This window comes from Bacteroides sp. AF25-38AC (assembly GCF_003602995.1).
Lineage (GTDB): Bacteria > Bacteroidota > Bacteroidia > Bacteroidales > Bacteroidaceae > Bacteroides > Bacteroides uniformis.
Map to the genome: position 1 here is coordinate 1 of NZ_QTMD01000008.1, position 25,351 is coordinate 25,351.

At 48.4% G+C, this 25,351-nt stretch carries 14 protein-coding genes; 10 read left to right on the top strand and 4 right to left on the bottom strand.

What is annotated here, in order from left to right; genetic code table 11:
• Nucleotides 1-258: 258 nt before the first annotated feature.
• Together rfbA and rfbB are read left to right on the top strand one after the other, a co-directional pair.
• Entirely contained in the window at nt 259-1,131 is an 873-nt protein-coding gene (gene rfbA, locus DWY55_RS07120; RefSeq protein WP_005827046.1) for a glucose-1-phosphate thymidylyltransferase RfbA, read from the top strand.
• An 87-nt stretch (nt 1,132-1,218) separates the two neighbouring features.
• Nucleotides 1,219-2,361, top strand: a complete 1,143-nt coding sequence (gene rfbB / locus DWY55_RS07125; protein ID WP_005827045.1) for a dTDP-glucose 4,6-dehydratase — start codon at nt 1,219-1,221, stop codon at nt 2,359-2,361.
• A 46-nt stretch (nt 2,362-2,407) separates the two neighbouring features.
• On the opposite strand, the gene menA is transcribed toward rfbB, so the two are convergent.
• Nucleotides 2,408-3,319 (bottom strand): 1,4-dihydroxy-2-naphthoate octaprenyltransferase, encoded by a 912-nt coding sequence (gene menA / locus DWY55_RS07130; protein ID WP_005827044.1) that lies wholly within the window; start codon nt 3,317-3,319, stop codon nt 2,408-2,410.
• Nucleotides 3,320-3,389: 70 nt separating this feature from the next.
• Between menA and DWY55_RS07135 the strand changes: the two genes are divergently transcribed.
• Nucleotides 3,390-4,457: a metallophosphoesterase gene (locus DWY55_RS07135; protein ID WP_034523237.1), complete on the top strand. Its 1,068-nt coding sequence runs from the start codon at nt 3,390-3,392 to the stop codon at nt 4,455-4,457.
• Between the two features lies 1 nt (nt 4,458).
• On the opposite strand, the gene DWY55_RS07140 is transcribed toward DWY55_RS07135, so the two are convergent.
• The gene (locus DWY55_RS07140; protein WP_005833061.1) at nt 4,459-7,428 is read right to left on the bottom strand and encodes a PEP/pyruvate-binding domain-containing protein; all 2,970 of its coding nucleotides are present in this window, start codon (nt 7,426-7,428) and stop codon (nt 4,459-4,461) included.
• A 125-nt stretch (nt 7,429-7,553) separates the two neighbouring features.
• Here DWY55_RS07140 and DWY55_RS07145 point away from each other — a divergent pair, with 125 nt between their 5' ends.
• From DWY55_RS07145 to DWY55_RS07175, 7 genes are all read left to right on the top strand, one after another.
• Nucleotides 7,554-11,486, top strand: coding sequence for a hybrid sensor histidine kinase/response regulator transcription factor (locus DWY55_RS07145; RefSeq protein WP_120178047.1), 3,933 nt, complete (start codon nt 7,554-7,556; stop codon nt 11,484-11,486).
• Nucleotides 11,487-11,616: 130 nt separating this feature from the next.
• The gene (locus tag DWY55_RS07150) at nt 11,617-12,558 is read left to right on the top strand and encodes an ROK family protein (protein WP_035449096.1); all 942 of its coding nucleotides are present in this window, start codon (nt 11,617-11,619) and stop codon (nt 12,556-12,558) included.
• A gap of 22 nt (nt 12,559-12,580) precedes the next feature.
• Complete coding sequence (locus DWY55_RS07155; protein ID WP_005833056.1) at nt 12,581-13,312, top strand: 6-phosphogluconolactonase; 732 nt, start codon at nt 12,581-12,583, stop codon at nt 13,310-13,312.
• Between the two features lie 53 nt (nt 13,313-13,365).
• A complete protein-coding gene (locus tag DWY55_RS07160) occupies nt 13,366-14,631 on the top strand; it encodes an MFS transporter (protein WP_120178048.1) in 1,266 nt (421 codons plus the stop codon).
• Nucleotides 14,632-14,646: 15 nt separating this feature from the next.
• Nucleotides 14,647-16,371: a glycosyl hydrolase family 18 protein gene (locus tag DWY55_RS07165; protein WP_034532961.1), complete on the top strand. Its 1,725-nt coding sequence runs from the start codon at nt 14,647-14,649 to the stop codon at nt 16,369-16,371.
• A 253-nt stretch (nt 16,372-16,624) separates the two neighbouring features.
• Nucleotides 16,625-19,735 carry a SusC/RagA family TonB-linked outer membrane protein gene (locus DWY55_RS07170; protein ID WP_117964136.1) on the top strand — a complete coding sequence of 1,037 codons (3,111 nt, stop codon included), beginning with the start codon at nt 16,625-16,627 and terminating at the stop codon, nt 19,733-19,735.
• A gap of 21 nt (nt 19,736-19,756) precedes the next feature.
• Entirely contained in the window at nt 19,757-21,319 is a 1,563-nt protein-coding gene (locus tag DWY55_RS07175) for a RagB/SusD family nutrient uptake outer membrane protein (RefSeq protein ID WP_117680571.1), read from the top strand.
• Between the two features lie 601 nt (nt 21,320-21,920).
• On the opposite strand, the gene DWY55_RS07185 is transcribed toward DWY55_RS07175, so the two are convergent.
• On the bottom strand, nt 21,921-22,724 hold the full coding sequence (locus DWY55_RS07185; protein WP_022401156.1) for a ThuA domain-containing protein: 804 nt from the start codon (nt 22,722-22,724) through the stop codon (nt 21,921-21,923).
• Nucleotides 22,725-22,766: 42 nt separating this feature from the next.
• Entirely contained in the window at nt 22,767-25,232 is a 2,466-nt protein-coding gene (locus tag DWY55_RS07190) for a glycoside hydrolase family 9 protein (RefSeq protein WP_035449086.1), read from the bottom strand.
• Nucleotides 25,233-25,351: the final 119 nt, after the last annotated feature.

Here is a 25,351-nt window from a genome sequence, read left to right on the forward strand (position 1 = left end):
ATAATAGTAACACATTTATTAGTTTGTAAATGTGTCTACCTATATCAGGATAAGACAGTGACGGCCGTTACGCACTGAAGTAAGCAAAACAATGTACCGGAGTAAGCAAAGCAATGAAGTAAAAAGATGAAACCAAGCCTTCACTTAATCGAATTTTTCCATTATCTTTGTACCCGAATAGCAAGTAGAGCCGTGGGGCATCGTCCTCCTTCTTATTTTATTCTCCATTTTGAAGTATCACCGAAAAAGAACTGAAATATGAAAGGAATTATTCTTGCAGGTGGCAGTGCCACTCGTCTCTATCCGTTGTCCAAGGCTATCTCCAAGCAGATAATGCCCGTCTACGACAAGCCGATGATATACTACCCGCTCTCTACACTGATGTTGGCGGGAATTCGCGAAGTGCTTATTATCTCTACTCCACGTGACTTACCCATGTTCCGCGAGCTGCTGGGAACCGGCGAAGAACTCGGTATGTCCTTTTCCTATAAGATACAAGAGAATCCCAACGGACTGGCACAAGCCTTTGTGCTGGGTGCAGAGTTCTTGGACGGCGGACCGGGCTGCCTTATTTTGGGCGACAACATGTTCTACGGTCAAGGCTTCTCCGCCATGCTGAAGCGTGCCGCTTCCATAGACAAGGGTGCCTGCATCTTTGGTTATTACGTCAAGGACCCCCGTGCCTACGGTGTAGTGGAGTTTGATGCCAACGGCAAAGCCGTCTCGCTGGAAGAAAAGCCTGCCAATCCTAAAAGCAACTATGCCGTCCCCGGACTGTACTTCTACGACTCCACCGTGACAGAGAAAGCCGCCTCCTTGAAGCCCTCTGCTCGCGGCGAATACGAAATTACCGACCTCAACCGTCTCTATCTGGACGAGGGCACGCTGAAAGTGGAGCTCTTCGGCCGTGGCTTTGCCTGGCTCGACACCGGCAATTGCGACAGCCTGCTGGAAGCCAGCAATTTTGTCGCCACCATCCAGAACCGTCAAGGCTTCCGCGTGAGCTGTATCGAAGAGATTGCCTGGCGCAAGGGCTGGATAGATGTAGACCAGCTGTATCGCTTGGGTGAACAGCTTGGCAAGACCGAATATGGCAAATACCTGATGGAACTGGCTGAATCGAAGCGATGAACTCTTTGTTCCCCAAAAAGAGAAGGAGAATAGTTCTCCTATAAAGGCCCGCTGACTTTAATTTTTAATTTATAATTTTTAATTCTCATGAAGACTTATCTCGTAACCGGTGCCGCCGGTTTTATCGGCGCCAACTATATTAAATATATCCTGGCAAAACATAATGATATTAAAGTGGTGATACTGGATGCCTTGACCTACGCAGGCAATCTGGGCACCATTGCCAATGACATTGACGATGAACGTTGCTTTTTTGTAAAAGGTGACATCTGCGACCGCGTGCTTGCCGACGAACTGTTTGCCAAGTATAAATTCGATTACGTAGTGAATTTTGCTGCCGAGAGCCACGTAGACCGTAGCATAGAGAATCCCCAGCTTTTCCTGATGACCAACATCCTGGGTACACAAAACCTGCTCGACGCCGCCCGCCGTGCCTGGGTCACGGGCAAGGACGAGTCCGGTTATCCCACTTGGCGCAAAGGCGTTCGTTACCATCAAGTGTCTACCGACGAAGTTTACGGCTCACTTGGTGCCGAAGGCTACTTCACAGAGCAAACCCCGCTCTGCCCGCACAGCCCTTACAGCGCCAGCAAGACGAGTGCCGATATGGTAGTGATGGCCTATCACGACACCTATAAGATGCCCGTCACTATCACCCGCTGTTCCAACAACTACGGTCCTTATCACTTCCCCGAAAAGCTGATTCCGCTTATCATCAAGAATATTCTCGAAGGCAAGAACCTCCCCGTCTATGGCGACGGCAGTAACGTGCGTGACTGGCTCTACGTGGAAGACCACTGCAAAGCTATCGACCTGGTTGTCCGCGAGGGTGTGGAAGGCGAAGTCTACAACGTAGGCGGTCACAACGAAAAGACCAATCTTGAAATCGTGAAGCTGACTATTGCCACCGTCCGCCGCTTGATGGAGGAAGAACCCCGTTACCGTGCAGTGCTGAAGAAACAAGTAAAAGCCGCCGACGGCACGATTGACATCAGCTGGATAAACGAAGACCTTATCACCTTCGTCAAAGACCGCCTAGGTCACGACCAGCGTTATGCCATCGACCCCACAAAGATTACCAATGCCCTGGGCTGGTATCCGGAGACGAAGTTCGAGGTCGGCATCGTCAAGACCATTGAATGGTACCTGAACAACCAGCCGTGGGTGGAAGAAGTGACCAGCGGTGACTATCAGAAGTATTACGAACAGATGTATGGAGGTAGGGGTTAAGGTTTAGGGATTAGGGTCTAACCGCTAATCCTTAACCCCTAACCTCTCAATTCAGCGCCACCGCTAACAGTAATCCTAAGAACAGCATATTGCGCGACGTCTCGCCCAGTATGCTGTTCAGCTTTTTACCGCTACCTATCTGTATCATTTTGCGCCACGTCAGTGCGTGCATATAGAGATAGACGCAGGGAGCCCAGATAAATTCCAGCGGAGTCAGCTTGCCCGTGTAGACAAACCAGAAGCAGAGCAGCACGGCGGCGATGCCCAGTGCCAGATACATATTCTCACCGAACTTCTTGCCGTAGCGTACCACCAGCGTACACTTGCCGCTCACGGCATCCTGCTCGCGGTCGCGATAGTTGTTCACCATCAGCAAGGTGTCTATGGCGAGGCCACTGACGAGCGACAGCACCACCACATCCATATTCAGCGTATAGGCCTGCACGTAGTAGGTGCCGCATACGGGCACGAAGCCGAAGAACACCAGCACCAGTACGTCGCCCCAGCCCCGATAGGAGAGCAGCGTGGTATAGAGGAAAGCAAACAGTATGCACACCACGCCCAGCACCACCAGTTCCCAGCCTCCGTGGGGCAGCTGCCCCCAGACGGTGAACAGCACTGCCAGCCCTGCCAGGCACGACAGTGTCAGTGCGATGCCGATGCCGGTTTTCATGGCTGCCGGCGTAATCCAACCTTCGGCGCAGGCGCGCTGCGGCCCCAGCCGGTCTTCCCGACGGTCGGTCCCTTTCTGGAAGTCGAAGAGGTCGTTGATAAAGTTGGCGGCAATCTGCATGCCGCAGGCAAAGAGGGCGCACAGCAGGGCGGGTGCGGTCTTGAACTGTCCGTCGCTGAAGGCAAGGGCACTGCCCAGCAATACCGGGATGATGGCTCCCGTCAACGTCTTGGGGCGGGCGGCGAGAAACCATGCGTAGGGTGAATTCTGTTTAATCTCGTTCATCGTAGTTCCAATTTAGTTCGGCATCTGCCAGCAAAAATACTGAAAATCCCTATATTTGTACCCACTTATGATGAAGAAGTTAGTCTACATATCCATTCTTTCTCTGCTGCTCTTGTCTTCCTGCCGTTCCAAGCGGATGATTACCGTGTCGTTGCCGCAGCCAGTCATGCAGGCAGACAGCACGCAGCTTGGCGATACTATCGGGTTGCCCGCCCGCCTTTCGCCGATGTTCACCTTTGACCAGTCTGATTTGCGTAATGTCCGCCGCCAGCCGGCGAAGGGCGAGGTAAAGAAACAGCAGATAAAGAAAACGGCACCGGTACAAAAGGTAATTGTGCAGCGAGGTACAAGAATCACATCGAAAACCACCCACGTAGGCTCGGCCTATAAGGGCGTCAGCCGCATTAAGACGTACGACTTCACGCATCGCGACGTGCCTGCCGCCTTCGAGGGCTTCCGCATCGCCTTTGTCTCCGACCTGCACTACAAAAGCCTGCTGAAGGAGGAGGGATTGAAGGACCTGGTCCGCCTGCTCATAGACCAGAAGGCCGACGTGCTGCTGATTGGCGGCGACTTTCACGAAGGCTGCCAGTACGTGCCGCCCGTCATGGCTGCCCTGGCGCAAGTGAAGACGCCGTTGGGCACCTATGCCGTGCTTGGCAACAATGACTACGAGGCTTGCTATGACGACATCGTGCGCGAAATGAGGCATTATGGCATGCATCTGCTGGAGCATAAGGTGGACACCCTGCGGCGTGGCGGCGAGCGGATTCTTGTGGCGGGCGTGCGCAATCCTTTCGACTTGGGCAAGAACGGCACATCGCCCACACTCGGCCTTTCGCCCGACGATTTCGTAATCCTGCTGACGCATACGCCAGACTATGCCGAGGACGTCCCGGTGACAAACTCCGATCTCATCCTGGCCGGACACACGCATGGCGGGCAGGTGACGCTGTTCGGGCTTTATGCACCGATAGTCCCCTCGCACTACGGGCAGCGGTTCCTCTCCGGGCTGAAGTACAACTCAAAGAACATCCCGATGATTGTCACCAACGGCATCGGCACTTCGCAGAAAGCCATCCGCATGTTTGCTCCCGCAGAGGTGGTGATGATTGTGCTGCACCGGCTGACGGACTGATTTATTCTTCGGGCATCAGCACCACTCCCAGTTTCTTCTTGCCATCCATCTTTACCACCATTGGCTGGTGGAAATGTACATGCCGCAGGTACTTCGTCTCGTGTACGGCAGGCTGTGCATTCAGGAATTCCTGGTTGTATACGCCGTCATTCATAAAGGCGTTGATGGTAAAGTATCCCACTCCAAAGGAGGTCAGGTTCTGGAAGAAGTGGGTTCCCTGGCTGGGGTCTACCCGGTAGTTGGTCAGTCCGGCTTCCACTATCACGCGGGCAGCGCTGATGTGCGGCCACTTCACGGGGATGCCGAGCCAGGTGTCACTGCTACCCCAGCGTCCGGGACCTACAAGGACATAGTTGCGGCCTTCGTCCAGGAACTGCTGGTTCAGCTTCTCTATCTCCCAGGCAATCTCCTGGTTGTGGGAGGCACTATAGTCGTCTGTCTTCACATAGATAATGTCATGTATCTCGTTCATGATGCCATGTCCCAATGAGTTGTTGGAACGGAGCAGTACCTGGTCGTCCGGAATGGCGGTAAGGTCTTCATCCAGCATCTCCTTGGTGTCGACTATCGGGCGGATTTGCAGCAGGTAGAAGGTGCCGGTTTTGTCCTTCTCGCGGCTCATGGTGGCGGCAAACTCTATCTCTACGGGACGGCGCATCTCCTGCTCTCCGTATTTCAAAGCCAGTTGCAGGATGCGTGGCAGGGGGAATACGTCGTGTTGCAGGATGTTGGCAAAGGTGATGACTTTGCGTCCGCCGGGATAAAGCCCGTCGCGGATAATCTGGTCGTAAGGGTCGTAGGTGGAGGCTATGTAGTTCAGTGCTCCGTCCTTTTCCGCTTCTTTGACGTGCAGTTTCAGCAGGTTGAAGCCGTCGTCGATGGAGAAGTCGTGACCGGCATTGCGCAGGTCGAGGGCATAGAAGCGGGTCTGAGTCTCTTTGAGGGCAATCTCCATTTCGCTGGTTTGCAGCACCTGGTTGGGGTGATAGGGCGAGAAGCGGAGCGTCATGCCACCGTCCACGATGTATTTACCTAAACCGAGCGCCAGATTGACGATACCTTCTTCTGCCTTCTCGTCGCCGATGGGGTAGTAGTTGAGCGAACGTGCCACACCGGACATGCTGGGGTAGTAGCGGTCACCATACTGGTTGCCCACTACCTCTTGCAGGATGACAGCCATCTTTTCCTGGTCGATAACGTTGCTCGTTGCCTGCATGTATGCCTTCGAGTCGCGGAAGTAGACCGAAGCATATACTCCCTTGATGGCATCGCTCAGCATGCGCAGCATCTCGTACTTGTCGTCCAGATAGGGAATCATGTAGGTGTTGTAGATGCCGGCGAAGGGTTGGTAGTGCGAGTCTTCCAACAACGAGGACGAACGGATGGCAAGCGGCGACTTCACCACGTCGAAGAAGGTGAAGAAGTCCTCCACCAGGCGGTCGGGCAGCTTTGCTTTGAGGAAGTAGCGCAGGATGACGTCATCGTCGGCATCGGACAAGGCTATCTGATACAGATTGTTGGTATCCATAAACTCGTCGAACACATCGGTACAGAGCACGATGGTCTTGGGGATGGCGACACGGGCATTCTCAAACTCTTCGAACTCGGGGTGATGCTTCACCAGGTTGTCGATGAAAGCCAGTCCGCGCCCCTTGCCTCCCAGCGAACCGTCGCCAATACGGGCAAAGTTGGAGTATCGGTCAAAGCGGTCGCGCCTGAAGACTGCCACTACTCCCTGGTTTTTCATCTTGCGGTATTTCACGATAGCCTCGAAGATAATTTTACGGTGGGCATCCACGTCTTGCAAGCTATTCCAGGTGATGGGCCGCAGGAACTCTGCCACGGGAAACATGGCACGTGAGTAGAGCCAGCGGCTGACGTGGTTGCGGCTGATGTGGTAAAGGAATGATTCTGCCGGAACAGCAAAAAGAATGTTCTGCAGCTCTTTGAGATTCTTTACGCGGGCAATCTCTTCCAGCGTGTCCGGGTTGCGGAAGATAAAGTCGCCGAAGCCGAAATTGTCTGATACAATACGGCGCAGGTCCACATCCATCTTTTTGGAATTCTTGTCGATGAAGGCGGCATCGTATTTGGCTGCATACGCTGCGTTGTCCGATTCGCTGGACTGTATGATAAGGGGTACAAACGGGTCTTCCTTGCGGATGGCGGCACAGAGCTTGATACCGGCCAGTCCGTCCTTCTCGCCCCGTTCTACGCGGGGGAAGCGTACGTCGGTGATGACACCTAATATATTATTCTTATATTTTTGGTAGATGCCAAAGGCTTCTTCATAGGTACGTGCCAGTACAATTTTGGGACGTCCCCTCATGCGCAGTGTGCGCTGGTGGGCATTCAGTGCTTCAGTAGAGAATTCCTGGCTCTGCTTCAATACGAATTTATACAGATTGGGCAGGATGGAGGAGTAAAAGCGGATGCCGTCTTCCACCAGCAGGATGAGCTGCACACCCACTTCGTTGACGTCGTGCTCCAGGTTCATCTTGTCCTCTATCAGCTTGATGATGGAAACCAGCAAGTCGGTGTTTCCCAGCCAGCAGAACACATACTCAAAGGGACTGAGGTCTTCATTGGCAATACGCTTGGTGATGCCGTGGCTGAAAGGGGTAAGTATCACCATCGGAATCTGTTCATACAGGTTTTTGATGTATCGTGCCACGTCGAAGCTGTCGTTGTCTCCCGTGCCCGGCATGCAGATGATGAGGTCGAAAGAGATGGAGGACAGCTGTGTCAGCGCCTCCTCGCAAGTGGAAACCTGCGTGAAACGGGGAGGGTAGCGCAAGGAGAGCGAAGTGTATTCATTGAATATCTTTTCGTCGATGCGGCCGTCATCTTCCAGCATGAAAGCATCGTAAGGATTGGCTATCAGAAGGACGTTGAAAATGCGCCGTGTCATGAGGTTGGCAAACTGTGTGTCCTTGAAATAGAGCTGGTTTAATTTGAACTTACTGAGCATGGCTTCTCATGATTTGTTGGTTTCGGAAGGCAAAAGTAATAGAAATCGAACCTATTCGGATAGTTTTTCGACCGTTTTTTTTATATTTATGCGTAATATTGCATCCGAAAAACAATATATGACCTATGTCTGCTCCATATCCGTTTCCATATAAATCCGTTGCATGTACATTTCTGCTGTTATGGGTGTTCGTTTTTTTGTCCGCTGACTTGTTTGCCGGTTCATTCCGCACCTTGGGTATCAAGGAGGGATTGGGCAGTCGGCAAGTATTCCAGATAAACAAGGATTCAGCCGGATTTGTCTGGGTGTATACTCATGTCGGGATAGATCGTTATGACGGGAATGAAATCAAGCATTACAAGTTGGACGGAATGGTTGATTCCAGGGACAATATCCAGTCTTCCACTACCATGATGTGTGATAAGGAGGGTATTGTCTGGGTTGCATTGAAGAATGGAAAAATCTATGCATACAACAAACTGACGGACTCTTTCCAATTGCGTGTGGACTTGGCCGATTACCTGCCTTCTCCGGTATTGTATAATATGCTGTTTGATGACGAAAACCGTTTGTGGTTGTGTATGTCAAAGGGGCTTTATTCTTGGGAAGAAAGTGCAGGGCTGTCTTTTGCCGGATTGAAGGGGCAATCTGTCCGTTGCATAGTCCAAATGGAAGATGAAGTGTTTTTTGCAGGCACCGACAAGGGTGTCTTCCGGCTGACGAAGGCAGGAGCGGCAGGTTCTTCGTCTTTTGAGACGAGGCCGGTTGACCTGCATACAGAGATGCATGTGGAATCGCTCTATGTCTTCGGAGCGAAGCTGTTCATCGGTACCTTTTCAAACGGCGTATTTGTGCTTGACGGTCCCGAAGGGCAAATACATTCCTTGAATGACCGGATTCCTCATGTACCTATCCGTTCGTTTGCAAAGACAAAGGATAATTTGCTGCTGGTGGGAGCCGACGGTGCAGGTGTTTTTTGCATGGATGTCGCTACCGGAGAACTTTTGAACCATTATATGAATAACGGGGATGATGACAAAAGCTTGAGTGGTAATACGGTATCCGATATTTGTGTGGATGAATCCGGAGTTGTATGGATTGGCACTTCTACGAATGGCATCAGCTATCTGGATCCGGAGATGCCGGATGTCTATAGAATCAGGCACGAACGCAATAATGATAATTCCCTGAAGTCGGACCATGTAAATGTGATGTTTCAGGACTCGGAGGGAGATTATTGGTATGGTACAAACAACGGCGTCAGCCTCTATCAACCTCGGTCACGCAAATGGACCCACTATCTGGACGGTACGGAATATAGTGGCAAAGTGGTATTGGCGCTTGCCGAAGACTCCGGGGGAAACATCTGGGTAGGTGGCTATGGTATCGGTGTCTATTGTATTCATAAACAGACCGGACGGGTACAGAAGAAAGAGAAAAGAAATGCACATCCGGAGAAGGGAATGGCCACCGACTATGTTTATGCCATTTATGCGGAAGGGGATTATGTCTGGTTCGGTGGTATTGAAGGAGAGTTTACCCGTTACGATATACGGACGGATACTTATACATATTACCCGATTGATTGCATAGGTGACATAAAGCCGGGTAAGGGGGGCTCATTACTGATTGCCGGTTGCAGCGGGTTGGCCGTCTTTGATAAGAAGTCGGGAGACACGCAGTGGCATCAGACGTTTGGAGACATCTCTCTGCATTATCCTGTCCGTTGCCTGATGCAGTCCTCATCCGGCGATACCTGGCTGGCTACAGACGGGGAAGGCCTTATACGTGTTGGGCCGGATGGGAAAGAGGCGCATGCCTATACCGTAGATGACAATCTGGTTTCCAATTCCATCAACAGCCTGCTGGAGGATAACGAAGGGCGTATCTGGTTCAGTACGGAGAAGGAATTGTATTGCTTGGACTGCTCCCGGGATATTATCATCAGTGCCAATGATTTTTTGGATGTCAGCTGGGGATATTACAATCCGAATGCTGCCCTTAAGTTGAAGAATGGATGTCTTGCTTTCGGCACCGCAGAAGGGGTTCTTTCCTTTCTCCCGTCTTTGGACTTGGGGACTCATGCACCCGTTGAGCTGATTCTGACAGACTTTAAACTGCTTTATGAATCGGTCAAAGCGGGAATGAAAGGCTCTCTTTTGCAAACGAATATCAATGATACCCGGAAAATAGATTTGAAGTATAATCAAAACTCCTTCTCAATTTCCTTCTCTGCCATCAACTTTGCAGTCCCGCATCGTATTAGGTATGAGTATAGGCTCGAAAATCACAATGAAGAGTGGGAACACTCCAATTCAGTGCGGAACGTGAGCTATATGAATCTCTCGTCCGGTAAGTATGTATTCCGCTTGCGGGCATTTGATAAATACACCGGGCAGCAGGTGGGAGAAAGAAGTCTGGACATTGTCATTCATAACCCTTACTGGGTTTCGTGGTGGGCGCTGCTCATCTATTTCATCTTGTTGTCTGTCTTTGTGTACATGTTTGTGCAGTATAGGAGGCATAAGGTGAACGAGGGGCGTATAAGGGACAAGATACGTTCCTTTATCAGTATAGCCCATGATATCCGTACACCGGTTACTTTAATAAAGGCTCCGCTGAGCGAGCTCGAAGCGCAGGAGGGACTTCCGGAGCAGGGTAAGAAAACCGTTGCGGTGGCTATGAAGAATGTGGAAAAACTGATGGGAATGATTACTCAACTGCTTGAGTTGCAGAAAACGGAACTGCATGCCGAGGAGTGTCTGAAGGTTTCTCCATACGACATTAAGGCTTATCTGGAGGAAAAAATGGCGGAGTTTCACTTAGCTGCCATGCAGAAGAGCGTCGGGATAGAGTTGGAGGTGGAGCCGGATATGCCCAAGGTTTGGATTGACCGGGAGAAGATGGATCATATCATAGACAATCTGCTCTCCAATGCCTTGAAGTATACAGAGAAGGGGGTCATTCACATACTGGTGAAGACTGCAAGAAAGAAGTGGACTATTGAAGTGAAGGATACGGGTATCGGCATTCCGAAAGAGGAGCAGGGCAATATTTTTCACGAATATTATAGAGCCCAGAATGCCATGAACTTTGAGGAAACCGGTTCGGGTATCGGTCTGATGATTACGCGCCGCATTGTGAAACAGCATCACGGCACCATCTCTTTCAGTAGCGTGGAAGGGCAGGGAACTACGTTTACGGTAACTTTCCCGCAGAGGATAAAGGCGAGCGTGGCGGTGGAAGCGAAGGCTGACGGCCAGGAAGAAGCTCAGGCCGCTACCGGGGCTGTGCATGAAGAAACGGAACGTGCCAGGAAGAATGTCCTTCTTCTGGCGGAGGACGATGCGGATATGAGGGAGTATCTGGTGGACAGCTTGTCTTCCGAATATAAGGTAGTTGCCGTGCCCGACGGCGGAAAGGCATTGGAGACGGCAAGGGAAATCAATCCTGATATCATTATCTCGGACATTGTGATGCCGGTACTGGAAGGTGATGAATTGTGCCGGATTCTGAAATCATCGGTAGAAACAAGCCATATACCTATTATATTACTGACCGCACTGAGTGAGAGGGAAAATATCATCTTCGGACTGGAGGCCGGTGCCAATGACTACATCATCAAGCCTTTCGACTTGTCTGTGCTGAAAGTGCGTATCAGGAATATTCTTCAGAATAGGCAGCATTTGCGCGAAACCGTGTTGGCGATGGATGCGCAGCCCGAAGAGACAGACTATACCAGCCAGTTGGACAAGGAGTTCCTGGACAAGGTTATGAAAGTGATTGAGGAGGAGTTGTCCGATTCGGAATTCTCCATCAATGACTTCTGCCGGATGCTGGGCATGAGCCGCACTTCTGTCTACAATAAGATAAAGACGCTGACCGGGCAGGGACCGAATGACTTCATCCGCATTGTCCGTTTGAACAAGGCAAAAGAGCTGCTGGTTTCCCGGAAATATTCGATAGGGGAAGTGGCGAATATGGTCGGATTTTCTGACCCGAAATATTTCAGTACATGCTTCAAAAAGCAGTTTGGTACCAGTCCCAGCAAAATTTAGAGCCATGAAGACTGCTTTTGAACCACCGCTGACAAGTATTAAACCTTTTTTGTCAGAGAATAAACCCTTGTCTCCCTGATAGTGCGTAATATTGTGGACAGTAAACAATATTAAAAAACGCATATAAAAAATGGAAACGTATTTAGGTCTTGATTTAGGAGGCACGAAGTTGCTGATTGGCGAAATGGATAGCCGTGGCAACATTTTGAGGTATAAGAAATATGACTCCGGTTACTTTAATCAGCAGGCTGCGCTGGAAATCATCAAGTCGTCGCTCGATGATTATATCCGTACCGTGGGCTGGTATGACCAGAAACCGGTAGCGATGGGTGTTGGCCTGATAGGGCGTGTAGATTCCAACGAAGGTGTCTGGCTGCAGATTGACCCGAGCAGGACACAGCGGATTGAGTTGGCAAAGGAACTGTCGGACATATATGGCATGCCTTGCCATATAGACAATGATGTGAAGAGCGCTACAAGAGCCGAGCGCGTCTGGGGATTCGGACAAATTTCCAAAAACTTTATATACGTAAATGTAGGTACAGGCATTGCCGTGGGTACGGTGATAAATGGGAGACAAATCCGTGGCAGCCATTTCAATGCCGGCGAAGTGGGACACGTGCGTGTAGGTGTGAACATAGGCATTAAATGCGGTTGTGGACGGATGGACTGTGTGGAGGCGATTGCTGCCGGCATAGGTTTTGACAATTGTGCCCGTCTGCTCCGCAACCAGTATGAGACCGGCCTGCATATTCCGGCTGAAAAAGGGGAACGGGTGATTGTGAGTGAGGTGTTTGCACTTAGTCAGAAAGGTGACCCTCTCTGTACGGTGCTGGTGGAGAATGCAGCTGAGGCGCTTGCCAATCTTATCATGAATCTGGTACGTGTGATTGACCCGGACACGGTGGTGTTGGGTGGAGGCATTGTGGCCGACGGGTATATGCACGAGAAGATTCTGGAGAAACTTCATCCTACGACCATGCGTTTTGTCAGCAACGGGGTTGTCATTACGAAACTGAATCCCGGATTTATCGGGCTTCTGGGGGCCGGCGCGGTGGCGATGAATATGTGATTAGGAATTAATGATTAAGAATATGAAAATAACAATAACAAAGAATGAAAAGGAGTTTGACTGCACGGCTGCATGGCGCATCATCGGGCAGATGTTGAATGAACCGGAGAGTGTGATAGGACTTTCGACGGGACGTACTACCGGCAATCTTCATCGGTTGGTGGGAGAAATCTATACTAAATATCCGTTTAAGGTGGATACCGTTACTTTCTTCGGATTGGATGAGGTAACGAATGTGCCGCGCGAATATGCCGGAGCATGCTACACGATGCTGAAAACGGAGTTGATGGATACATTGGGCATCAAGGAAGAGAATTTCTTGATGCTGCCTACCATTTCTGGTGATTTTGAACAGTCATGCAGGGATTTCCAGCAGGAAATTGCGAACCGTGGCGGCATTGATTTGCTGATTTTAGGGTTGGGTGAGAACGGACATCTGGGATTCAACCAGCCGGAATCTCCCTTTGGCGGTGAAGCATGGGTGACCCGGATGAATGTGGAACTGGAAGAACGCATCCGTAGAGAAACGGGTACTCCTCCCGATAAAGAGTTGGGAGGGGCTACTTTGGGAATAAAGAACATTATGCAGGCACGCCGGATTGTACTGGTTGCCAAAGGGACTAATAAAGCGGATATTGTCAAGCGGATGCTTGAAGGGCCTGTGACAACAGATGTTCCTGCTTCCATCCTTCAGCTTCATCCCAACTGTGAATTTCTGCTGGATGAGGCGGCGGCAAGCATGCTTAACTGCTAAGTCGCCTTGCAGGCGGCTGATAACTAATTATTTGAATTAATAATCAAAATACTATGACACAACAAGAAAAACAAATAAACTATATGGGGCCATTCATCACGATGGTGTTCTTGTTCTTTATTGTAGGTTTCCTTACGACTGCCAATACTCAGTTTCAGGGTCCTCTGAAAGAAACTTTTCTTTCGGAAGTGGGCGGGTTGAAAAATACTTTTGCTACTTTGATTACTTTCTCCTGGTTCCTTGCTTATCCGGTTTGTGGAGGGGTAGGCTCGTCGTGGATTAGCAAATACGGATATAAAGGAACATTGATGCGTGGATTGCTGGCGATGATTGTGGGACTTGGTTTGTTCTTTGCCTCTTCCTATTTCACAGTACACTTTCCTGAAGCGAATTGGCATGCAGGAAATAATGTTATCCCTGGAGGGTTCTTGATTTTCTTACTGGGTTCTTTCGTGGTAGGGGCTTCGGCCACCATTCTGCAAGTGGTTATAAATCCTTATCTGACGGCTTGCCATGTCAAGGGTACCCAGTCCATTCAGCGTTTGGCTATAGGCGGTTCCGCCAATTCTGTGGGAACTACGCTTGCTCCTTATTTCGTGACCGGTGTCGTGTTCGGCGGTCTGTCTATGGAGGACATTCAGATTGACCAGCTGATGGTTCCGTTCCTGGCATTGATGGCTGTTATTTCTTTGATTGTATTGTTGTTGATGAAATTGTCTTTGCCCGATATCCAAGGAACCAGGGTAGAGAAGGGAGAAAAGCTGGAAAAAAGTGTATGGTCCTTCCGTCATCTGACATTGGGCGTGGTGGCTATCTTCTTTTATGTAGGAGTGGAAGTCTGTATCGGGGCCAATATCAATCTGTATGCCATCGAGATGGATTATGCTTCTCCGGCACTGATGGCTACGCTCTATTGGGGTGGTATGCTTGTGGGCCGCCTGGTGGGGAGCAGCCTGAGCAGGATTTCTCCCCGCGTGCAGTTGACGGTTACTACGGTATCGGCAGGACTACTCGCCCTACTGGCCATTCTTCTGAATAATCCGTGGCTGCTCACGGCAGTAGGTCTGTTCCATTCCATCATGTGGGGAGCTATCTTTACTTTGTCCGTTGCCCATTTGGGAAAATACACTTCGGTGGCTTCGGGTGTGTTCATGATTGGAGTGGTAGGCGGTGCCATATTGCCCTTGTTGCAAGGAGTGCTTGCCGATGTTCTTGGAGGCTGGAGATGGTCATGGCTCATCGTTCTTTTTGGAGAAGCGTTTATGCTGTATTATGCATTGATAGGTTCACGGGTCCGTCAGACCTGCGATAATTTGTAATTAAAGATAGTACTTATGAAAAAAATTAGAATGATGATGGCTGCCGCTTTGGGCGTATTGGTTTCATGCGGTAGCGTTAAGTCGGGAGAAGAGGTCGTTGCGGCTTCCCGCGATTCAAAGGTTGTGGTTGCTTATGTCACTTCGTGGAGTGAGGTGATGCCCGACCCGCAGTACATGACGCATATCAACTATGCGTTCGGTCATGTAAACGAGAGCTTTAACGGTGTCAAGATTGATAATGAGGAACGTTTGAGACAGATTGTTGATTTGAGGAAACAGAAGCCGGAGCTGAAAGTGCTGCTTTCCATCGGCGGCTGGGGAAGCGGACGTTTCAGTGAGATGGCTGCCAATGATGAATATCGCCGTGCTTTTGCCGCGGACTGTGACCGTGTGGTGAAGGAGTTCGCTTTGGATGGCATTGACATCGATTGGGAATATCCCACCAGCTCTATGGCAAATATATCCTCGTCACCGGACGATACGGAGAATTTTACACTTCTGATGCAGGATATCAGAGCTGCCATCGGCAATGAAAAGGAACTGACACTTGCCACCGTAGCTTCTGCCCGTTACATTGACTTCAAGGCTATCTTGCCTTCCGTCGATTTTGTGAATATCATGGCTTATGACATGGCTTCTGCTCCCAAGCACCATTCGGCGCTTTATCCGTCAGGACATAGCGGTGACATTACTTCGGACGGTGCCGTTACTGCACACTTGAAAGCGGGCGTACCGCCTTCCAAGCTGGTGATGGGTATGCCCTTCTATGGTCGTGGAGGTGACGGTTATCCCAGCTTCCAAGACTATAATAAGGTAGGGAATACGGATACCCAATATACTGAAAAGTGGGATGAGGTGGCTCAAGTGCCTTATCTGGCCGATAAGAATGATACGTTGGTATTTGGTTTTGAGAATCCCCGTTCACTTGCCATCAAGTGTCAGTATATTCTGGATAAAGATTTGCTGGGAGGCATGTATTGGGATTATAGCGGAGACAATGAACAGGGTGATTTGCGCCGTACGGTAGCAGAAAACCTATTGGGCAAGCCGCACAAGGCGAAGGTACTGGTGTTGACGGAACGTGGCGGACAGCACGGAGGATTTACGGATGCCGGTTTGAGGTGGTTGGCGGCCGAAGGTGTAAAGGGGAATTTCAGTATTACCGAGATAAACAATGCCAGGAACATAACGGAGGCTTACTTGTCGCAGTTCAGCCTGGTTATTCAATTGGATTTCCCGCCTTATACTTGGCCGAAGGAAGCGGAAGATGCGTTCGTCAAGTATATAGAAGAAGGCCGTGGCGGCTGGATAGGTTTCCATCATGCTACTTTGCTGGGCGAGTTTGACGGTTATCCCATGTGGCAATGGTTCTCTGATTTCATGGGTGGTGTACGTTTCAAGAACTACATAGCTCCGCTGGCCGACGGTACGCTGATTGTGGAAGATAAACAGCATCCGGTAATGAAGGATGTTCCGGCCTCTTTCGTGGTGCCCGATGACGAGTGGTATACTTATGACAAGAGTCCGCGCCCTAATGTACATGTATTAGCCAATGTAGACGAATCGAGCTACACGCCTGCATCGGACATCAAGATGGGCGATCATCCGGTGGTTTGGGTCAATGAAAGCAAAAAGGCACGCAATGTTTATTTCCAGATAGGGCATAGTAGTAAGTTGTACGAAACGGAAGGGTTTACGACCATGTTCAGAAATGCCATTAACTGGACTTTAGAAAGGTAATACTTTTTATAATCAATGGATTTGGAAGAAAACGGGTACGTACAGAAACGTATCCGTTTTTTTATGGGTTTAAACTTTATCACTTTAAGTTTAAAATAAAACGTTTTTTATGGATGTGTTAGTAAATGAACTCCTTATGAGAAATATTCAACTTCCATTTCTTGTTTAGTACGTAATTTCGCTTATCGAAGTATTGGAATTTGTATCAATACAATATGAATAACTTTCTATTTTATAAACTAATACTATTATCATGAAAAGAAAAAGAGTCCTTTTGCTGCTTTGCATTCTCAGTTGCACTTTGCAGCTCTTCGCACAACAAATTAATGTGCAGGGTATCGTTTATGATCCTTCTGGAGAAACGGTTCCGGGTGCTAATGTCAGTATGAAAAGTAATCCGGCTGTGGGTACTGTGACGGATATTGATGGGAATTTCAGTCTGAAAGCTTCTGTGGGTGATGTGTTGGTCTTCACCTTTATCGGTTATGAGCCTATTGAGTATAAACTGACTGCTGCAGATACAAATCTGAAAGTCCGTTTTACTGATTCTTCTGAGTTGCTGGACGAGGTAGTTGTAGTAGGCTATGGTGTACAAAAGAAGAGTGTACTTTCGTCTGCTGTGAGCCGTGTTACCAGTGAAGAGTTGGATAAAGGTAATCCTACAAATATTCAGAATGCTTTGAAAGGTAAAGTTTCCGGTGTACAGATTATCTCTAATTCAGGTCAGCCCGGTGCGGAATCAAAGATTCGTATTCGGGGTACCGGTACGGTCAACAACTCCGATCCGCTTTATATAGTAGACGGCATGCCGTCTGAAAGTGGTATCAGTCATTTGAATCCTTCTGATATTGAGTCTATTGAAGTGTTGAAAGACGCAGCTTCCGCCGCTATTTACGGAGCCCGTGGTGCTAACGGTGTTGTGCTAATAACTACGAAGAAGGGTACTAAAGGGAAGGCTACTTTGAACTATGAATTTACGTACGGTATTCAGAATCCTTCCAAGAAGGTGGATTTGCTGGGTAGTGCGGATTATCAGATGTTGATGAATGAAATGGCTGCCAACGCAGGTAAGGACCCTTATTTCCCGACTGTTTCCAGCGTCAATACCGACTGGCAAAAGGAACTGCAGAACAAGAATGCTCCTATTATGAACCACAAGGTTTCGTTGAGTGGAGGTACGGACAACTCTACCTATTATGCTTCTTTCGGTTATGTAAAGCAAGAAGGTATTTATGCCAAAGGACATGCTGATTATGAACGCTACAATGTACGCTTGAATTACAATAATGTATTACTGGACACGAAATCACGAAATTGGTTGAATAAGATTAGTTTTGGTGCAATTGCAAGCTATTCCAAGTCAATCCAGACTGGTAATACTATTGGCAATAGTGAAGCAGCAGGCTTGATTACTTCCATGAATATGTTGCCTCCTACCGAGCCGGTTTATCAGACCGACCCTGCTATACTGGAGCAATATGCCGTAACTTATCCAAATCATGTCATTGCTCCCAACGGCTTGGCATACAATATCATTGAGATGCGTGAAATAAACAATCCCCTGGCTGCCATGCAGGTCAACCACAACCAGAGGACTATGCCGCAGAATTTCGGTGCGAACTTTAACCTTGATGTCGACTTGTTGCCGGGCTTGAAGTTCAAGACTACCTATGGTGCGGAATGGGTATTCAATTCCATCAAGAATGTAACTCCGGTTTACGAGCTGAATGCTACCAGTAAGAATGCTACTTCCAAAGTAGAGGATAAGAAAAGGGAGTCTTCCTACTGGCAGTGGGAAAATGTGCTGTCGTATACGAAGTCTTTCGGCCGTCATAATATAGGTGCACTGTTCGGTACGAGTATGTCTTCCTACCATTACTCCAATTTGGAAGCGGAAGATTATAATCTGCTGGTGGTGGATATAGACAAGGGATATATAGACACGGCCACAGCGCCCGAAGAACAGTCCAAAGTATGGGGTGGGGCGGAAGATCACCGCATTGCATCCGTATTCGGACGTATCAACTATAATTATGATGAAAAGTATTTGTTCGAAGCGGTAGTGAGACGGGACGGTTCGTCAAACTTCAGTCGCGAACACCAGTATGCTACATTCCCTTCGGTTTCTTTGGGTTGGGTGTTGACCCGGGAGAAGTTCATGGAGAACAGACCTTCCTGGTTGGATTTTGCCAAGATACGTCTGAGCTGGGGACAGAACGGTAATGAACGCATCGGCTCCTTTGCCTATACAAGTATGATGAGTCAGGGTAAGAATGCAGTCATAAATGGAAAGGTATATACAGGTATGCTGCCCAGTGGCTATGCCAATGCAGACTTGAAATGGGAGACCTCCGAACAGACCGACTTGGGTATTGACTTGCGTTTCTTCAACAGTGCATTGACATTCTCTGCCGACTATTTCGTGAAGAAGACGAAGGACATGCTGCTTTCCATGCCGATTCCTCTTTATACCAGTTATGGCAGTATGACGGTCAATTCGGGTACAGTGAAGAACGAAGGTATCGAGTTCGAAGCGTCCTATCGCTTTAAGGTGGGTGAAGTGAATCTGGGTATCAATGGAAATGCTTCTTATGTGAAGAATACTGTAACAGACCAAGGTCCCGACCGCGTCGGTCTCAATAATATCGGTGGTGGTATGGGCGGCCAGGTCAGTTGGAGAGAGAACGGGCGTCCGTACGGCTTCTTCTACGGTTACTTGCATGATGGCATTTTTCAGAATCAGCAGGAGATAGACAACTATACCTACGTAGATTCTAACGGAAAGACTCATTTGATACAACCGAATGCCAAGCCCGGAGATATCCGTTTTAAAGATTTGGATGGTAAAAATGGTCTTAATGGCGATGACCGTACTATGATAGGTAAGCCGAATCCCGACTGGACGTATGGATTTACGCTCTCTGCCGATTGGAAGGGGCTGGATTTCAGTGCATTCTTTCAAGGAAGTATCGGAAACGACATTTATAAACTGTACAGACGTTCCAATGTGACTTTTGGTAACTACGACAAATCCTGGTTGAACCGTTGGCACGGTGAAGGAACTTCCAATTGGGTACCACGTGTGATAGATGGTGACAACAATAACTATCAGGTTTCAAACTTTTTTGTGGAAGATGGTTCGTATATGCGTTTGAAAGTGTTGCAGATAGGTTACAGTCTACCCGGTCAGATGTTGCAGCGTGTCGGTATCAAGGGGCTGCGTTTCTTTGTGCAGGGCGAGAATCTGTTTACAATCACCAATTATAGCGGTTATGATCCGGAAGTGGGAACACGTGATGGATTTGACGGGGGAACATATCCGCAAGCACGTACTTATACCATCGGTGCAAACATAACATTTTGATTAATCTAAAAATTAGATACAATGAATAAGATATTAAAAGTATTGGCTTTGGGTGCGATGGCTTTGTCGACCATAGCTTGTTCAGATTTTCTGGAAGTGAATCCGAGAACTCAGGTATCGGAAACCGAATTCTATAAGACGGAAGACGATATGATGAAGGGCTTGTATGCCGTGATAAATGAAATGCAGACCCGCATGCCGGAGGTTTGGTCTTACTCTTCTTTGCTGGGCGATGAGTCTGAAACCGGTGGTGGTATCGGTGAGGGATCTTACAAGACGAAATGGGATACTTTTACCTATGACGCGACTTCTTGTTTCGGTGCATGGGGCTATGGTTCTTGGTGGAATGAGTGGGATTTCGGCTTGTTCAATGGAGTCATTGCTGCCAATCTGTTGATTGACAAATTGGCCGGGTGCAACCTCAATGCAGACTTTGTCAATTCCATTTCTGCCGAAGCGCGCTTTTACCGTGCCATTTTCTATTACCATCTGTTTATGGGGTATGAGCAATTCCCGCTTATCAAACATTATCTGGCAGCCAGTGAAATGTATAGCGTTGCCAAAGGAACCCGTGAAGAAATTTATGAGTTTATGATGGGTGACTTGGATGACGAAGTGACTAAGTATCTGCCCCAGCGCAGTGCTACACAGCAGGGACGCGTTTGCCGGGATGCTGCCAAGCTGCTTCGTGCTAAAATTATTTTGTTCCATCGTGATGAGACTAAATATCAGGTGGCATTGAATGACATGAAAGAAATAATCACCAGTGGAAGATACCAGTTGAACCCTGATTATCAAAGCTTATGGGTGAAAGACGGAGAATGGTGTGCGGAATCTATCTTTGAGGTATGTTATGCCGGCAATAACTCCGGTGAAGGGTTTGGGCTTGCACGTTCTTTGGGCGGTCGTAACATTGTTGACCCGAGAAGTGCCGAGCAGGGTGGATTAGGCGAAGGTTATGGGCAGAACACCATGCCGAGTACTGTTTACAACATGTTTAAGGAAGGTGATACGCGCCGTGAGGGAACAGTCATTGTCTATGCGGACGAGGCTAAAAAAGTGGCAGAAATGGTGGCCAAAGGTGAACTACCGGCAGGAAGTGCTTTCCAAGTCAGTGACCAGCAGGAAAATTACGAGGGTCTGGGGCACTATAAGATTCATCCGAGAAAGGAGACGACGTCTACGGTGAATCCTACGGATAACTATTATAACTCTTGGCGTATTTACCGTTATGCCGATGTTTTGCTGCTGGCTGTGGAGCTTGATGTACGTATCAACGGAACTGCCAGTGCTGATGCGCAAGGTTGGTTCGACCAGGTCAGAGACCGCGCTTTCAAAGACAAAGAGCATCGTATCAACTTGGCGGGAAAGAGCAAGCAGGAGTTGTTGGATATTCTTTTTGAAGAGCGTGGGTATGAGTTTATGGATGAAATGCAGCGTTGGTTTGACATTCTGCGTTTCGATAAAGGAACAGAGATTTTAGGTAACAAAGGTTGGACGGAGAAGTTTAGGTACTTCCCGATTGACCAGTCGGAAATGGATAGAGCTAAAGGTGGCTTGACACAGAACCCTGGCTGGTTATAAGTTTAGATTGGTTTTCTTTCTGAAGAGTCCCCGGTATTTCCTTTTGAAATACTGGGGATTTTTATGTGTAGGCAGTGGCGGTATCTCTCACTAAAGTTTATTTCGGCAAAACATCTGTCATGCTGTCACGCGAAGAGATTATTCTTTTGATTATAAGTTAATTAAAGTGTGATGGATACCTGTGATAGATAAAAAACATTACAACCATCCATCACGCTTTCCAATTTTTGTAAAAGATGGTATGCATACTTGTTTCGTGGGTTGTTGAAATAGTTATAATCTTAGTTCTCAGCATGAAACTTTTAGTTTCAAGACTAAATACGAAAAGTTTTGACAAGTAAGACTATTGGTTTCAACAAGAAAAACCAAAAGTTTCTTTCGATAAAACCATTCGTTTCAAAGGTTAAAACTCTTGGTTTCGACTATAGGAAACTATCATTCCAACTTGTCGGGACCAGCAAGGGTATCTATATGAAACAACCGAAACAGATACCTTTTCCTTCGAAAAGTATCTGTTTCGGCATAAAAGTGTTGTATTTTGGAGAAGATTTGAAGAATACTATCCTATTTTATTCTTTTGATTACTGTTATGGGAGTTGTTTCATTTGAGGAACGGGTCACCGTTCTTGTCTTTGCTCACTACCCAGCGGAAAGCATTAACCAATAGCAGGTTCTGTGTACCGTCGATAAACTCTTCGTCACCATGTCCCATATTCAGGTAAATCATTCTGTAATTCTTGTTGGACCATACGATGGGGAAGTCGCCAAAATTCACTACATCCTTGATACCCAGTGGATAGTTCTTGGGAGATAGGGACAAGAGTACCTCTACGTCCTTGTTCTGGCGGGGGCTGGGAGTCCATTGGTACCATTCGCTGGCGGGAGCCACGAATGATGCAGGCAGATTCTTGGTAACGGGATGTTCTTCGTTGTCGACTTCGACCAATACCGGCTGGGGAGGCCAGTTGTTGCAATAGAACACCCCACCACCAAGAAACTTAACGAACCAGGGCCAATGCGTGTTTTTGTCGTTGTAGGCAGCTGCGTGGAAACCTACCCAACCGCCTCCGTTTTCCATGTATTGCTCAAAAGCATCGCGTTCGGCCTTGGTGTTGGGGGATGTGTTAAGCATGATAATGACATTGTATTCTTTCAGTTTCTCGTATGGGTATTTTGAAAAATCGGTAGTAATATCCAGAACAAAGCCGTCACCGTAATTGAGCTTCTTGAAGAAAGTGGTTGCTTGTTCTGCAAATTGTACGTGTGCTTCTTCCGCATGTTGCGTGTAATAAATCAAGGCCTTGAAGCGAGGAGCTTTGGCATAGTTTGCCGGATAACCTTCGGGGACTTGTGCGTACGTCAGCAGGGTGCAAGCCGTAAACAATAAAATAAACAGATGTTTCATAATTTGTAATTTATAATTTATAAGTTATTAATTCTCCATTATCTAATATTCCGCAATCAGAGACAGCCATTTGCCTGCCGAGGTAATCCATACCTCTTTATAACAGGCATTGTTGGTTTGCGGCCAATAGGGGACATCGTCGTTACCCAGGGTACGGATACCAACGGGCATCTCTCCTGTCATTTCTCCCGAAGAGAAGGTATTCAGTTGCGGATAGTTGTGTCCTTCTCCATAAATCAAGGATTGTCCGAAAGGATTCTTGCCTACGGTCCAGTACAACTGTTCCAGACCGATGTTGAGCAGTTCCTTGTCCTTCAGGAAGTTTCCGCAGATGGCGGCGGACTTTCCGTTGGAAAGATGGATGGCGGTATTGCCGTTGAAAATGTTGAACCACACGGGGAAACGTTTCATGTAGTGCTCTTTGTCCAGTTGTACTCCTCGTTTAATCTGTTCCGTGTACAGTTCCTTGGCATTGGCAGGGGGAAACAGATGGAGGGCGTAGAAGTTGGTGGTATCCTTATATTCCTCTGCATGGTAAACACCGCTTGGAATCATACCGTAGGGATGGGTATACTTCATCATTCCTTTCAGATACTCTCCATATAGTTGTATGGAATTCACCCATTTAGGATAATCGGGGTGCTCCTTCTGGGTTTCGCAAAGCATCACCATGGCCTGCATATAGACCTGCTCGCGCGACTGGTGTATGTAATGTACGATGGATTTGCGGGATTTGTCCCGGTAGAAGAATCCGCGTGTCCCGTCTTTGTCTTTCAGCGGTTCCGTGCGCTGGCAGTCGAGGGTGTAGCGGATGTATTCGGCGGCGATGTCCGCATAAGAAGGTTTTCCGGTCAGCTTGTATAATTGGCTTGCCGACCAGGAGATGGTAGCCATATACTGACTTTTCGAAGTGTTGTAACTGTGTTCGTAAGGCTGGACGAACTGGTCGAAGCCATCTTTTTTGAACTTCTCCATAGCAAAAGCGAAATCTTCTTCGGCCACGCGCAATAGGTATTCCTGCAGCATCGGGTCGTTGTCCAGCGTCATGGAGGCGTAAGCTTCGTATCCGGCATAGAGAAAGTTGTCAAATGCCATGTTCTGTACACGTACGGAAGATATGTCGTCCAATGTATTGAACACACCGTCTTGCCAGATAAGCAATCCCATGCTGCTGGCGCGGTAACCATCGCCGTAGCGGTTCTTTAGGATGAACTCTACTCCCCATTCCGCCTCTTCACGCAGGCGGGCGGCGAGGGCTGGGTTGATATTTCTTTGTTTATTATAGGCTTCGAGCAGAGCAAAGGTCACGTCTCCCGTCTGCAAGGTTTGCTGGGACAAGTCTCCTGCATCGTGCCATCCGCCGGAGTAGGAGATGCTGCGTCCGTCATGTCGGGACATGAGGTCTACGTGGCAGGTGGAATGCTTGCCGGGAACCGGATGTCCACAGCGCTGGCAGAAGATGAAGTTCAGCACTTTCCATTGTGAATCTTCCCAAAGTCTTTCTCTAATCCGGAAGGTGGGAGTTAGCGATGTTCCGACCTTCAGCTGATACTCTCCGGGATTATTGAAGGAGGTGAAATCAATAAGGCCAAATTCTCCGAGAGTGGTTTTCTCTTTTCGGATGTCTCCTTCGTAAGCTATTTCTCCGGTTGGGGTAAGCAGTTGGAAGCGCTTTCCGGCGTCTATGGTGAGGTTTGTGTTGATGAGGGCGGTTTTGGGGTGGTTGACGGCATAGCCGGTTGTCGAGTAGGAGATTTTTCCATCGGCAGGTATCCATCCGCTGACTTTCTCAGGGGCTTTCACCGTTTGCAGTTGTAGATTGTCCAGGTAGTAGATAGCTGAATCTCCTGTAGTCCGGTCTTTGCCTTTGAGGGCTGTGCTGAAGGTGATGGATATCACCTTGTCGCGCTGATACTCGTCTATTTCGAGGAAGCATTGGTTCCACTCCTTATTAATAAGGTTAATGAGGTGTGAACCCGAAGGCTGATTATATCCTTTCTTGGCAGGAGTATCTGCATTGCGAAACGTGAGGTTCATGTTGACGATGCGCGCGCCGTCGCAATCGGGATAGATGGAGAATACGATGCGGTTGTACTTCTCCAGATTGGCGCCGTCTAGATGATAGGTAACACTGCTGTTTCCGTAGGTGGCATAGTCTGGGTCGGAAGGAGAGCCGGTCGCCCTTTTCCCGGTGAATGTGGGGAATTGCAGTTTGATGCTGCCTTTGCCGGAAACGGTCTTTTCCGTACTGAAGGACATGCTTCCTGCGCCGGAATGACTCCATCCCTCTGTACCTGCCGAGCGGGTGAGAGGAGCGCTTTGCAAGACCTCCTTTTTCCATCCGTTGGTTTCGAAAGAGTTTTCAATATCCAGGGGGAGGGGTTGATGTATCAGTCCGCTTTCGTGGAGTTGTCGTTCCAGTTTGGGGTCTTGGGTCAGACGTGTCTGACCGTATGCGGCAATACTGCCGAGAGATAAAAGGTATAAAAATAATAATGTCTTTCTCATGTTGATGTCAACCTTTGGTTTCGGTTGCAATGTTAGCCATTATTAGGCAGAAGGAGGTTTGAAAACTGCCATAAAAGCTTTAAAAGCTATCCGAAGTAGAGGAAATATGAATTTCGGTA

Coding starts and splice junctions, on each gene's coding strand:
- DWY55_RS07145 (WP_120178047.1), top strand. CDS start 7,554: ATGTCTGCTCCATATCCGTTTCCATATAAATCCGTTGCATGTACATTT.
- DWY55_RS07155 (WP_005833056.1), top strand. CDS start 12,581: ATGAAAATAACAATAACAAAGAATGAAAAGGAGTTTGACTGCACGGCT.
- DWY55_RS07170 (WP_117964136.1), top strand. CDS start 16,625: ATGAAAAGAAAAAGAGTCCTTTTGCTGCTTTGCATTCTCAGTTGCACT.
- DWY55_RS07140 (WP_005833061.1), bottom strand. CDS start 7,428: ATGCTCAGTAAGTTCAAATTAAACCAGCTCTATTTCAAGGACACACAG.
- DWY55_RS07185 (WP_022401156.1), bottom strand. CDS start 22,724: ATGAAACATCTGTTTATTTTATTGTTTACGGCTTGCACCCTGCTGACG.
- rfbA (WP_005827046.1), top strand. CDS start 259: ATGAAAGGAATTATTCTTGCAGGTGGCAGTGCCACTCGTCTCTATCCG.
- DWY55_RS07150 (WP_035449096.1), top strand. CDS start 11,617: ATGGAAACGTATTTAGGTCTTGATTTAGGAGGCACGAAGTTGCTGATT.
- DWY55_RS07190 (WP_035449086.1), bottom strand. CDS start 25,232: ATGAGAAAGACATTATTATTTTTATACCTTTTATCTCTCGGCAGTATT.
- DWY55_RS07160 (WP_120178048.1), top strand. CDS start 13,366: ATGACACAACAAGAAAAACAAATAAACTATATGGGGCCATTCATCACG.
- menA (WP_005827044.1), bottom strand. CDS start 3,319: ATGAACGAGATTAAACAGAATTCACCCTACGCATGGTTTCTCGCCGCC.
- DWY55_RS07175 (WP_117680571.1), top strand. CDS start 19,757: ATGAATAAGATATTAAAAGTATTGGCTTTGGGTGCGATGGCTTTGTCG.
- DWY55_RS07135 (WP_034523237.1), top strand. CDS start 3,390: ATGAAGAAGTTAGTCTACATATCCATTCTTTCTCTGCTGCTCTTGTCT.
- rfbB (WP_005827045.1), top strand. CDS start 1,219: ATGAAGACTTATCTCGTAACCGGTGCCGCCGGTTTTATCGGCGCCAAC.
- DWY55_RS07165 (WP_034532961.1), top strand. CDS start 14,647: ATGAAAAAAATTAGAATGATGATGGCTGCCGCTTTGGGCGTATTGGTT.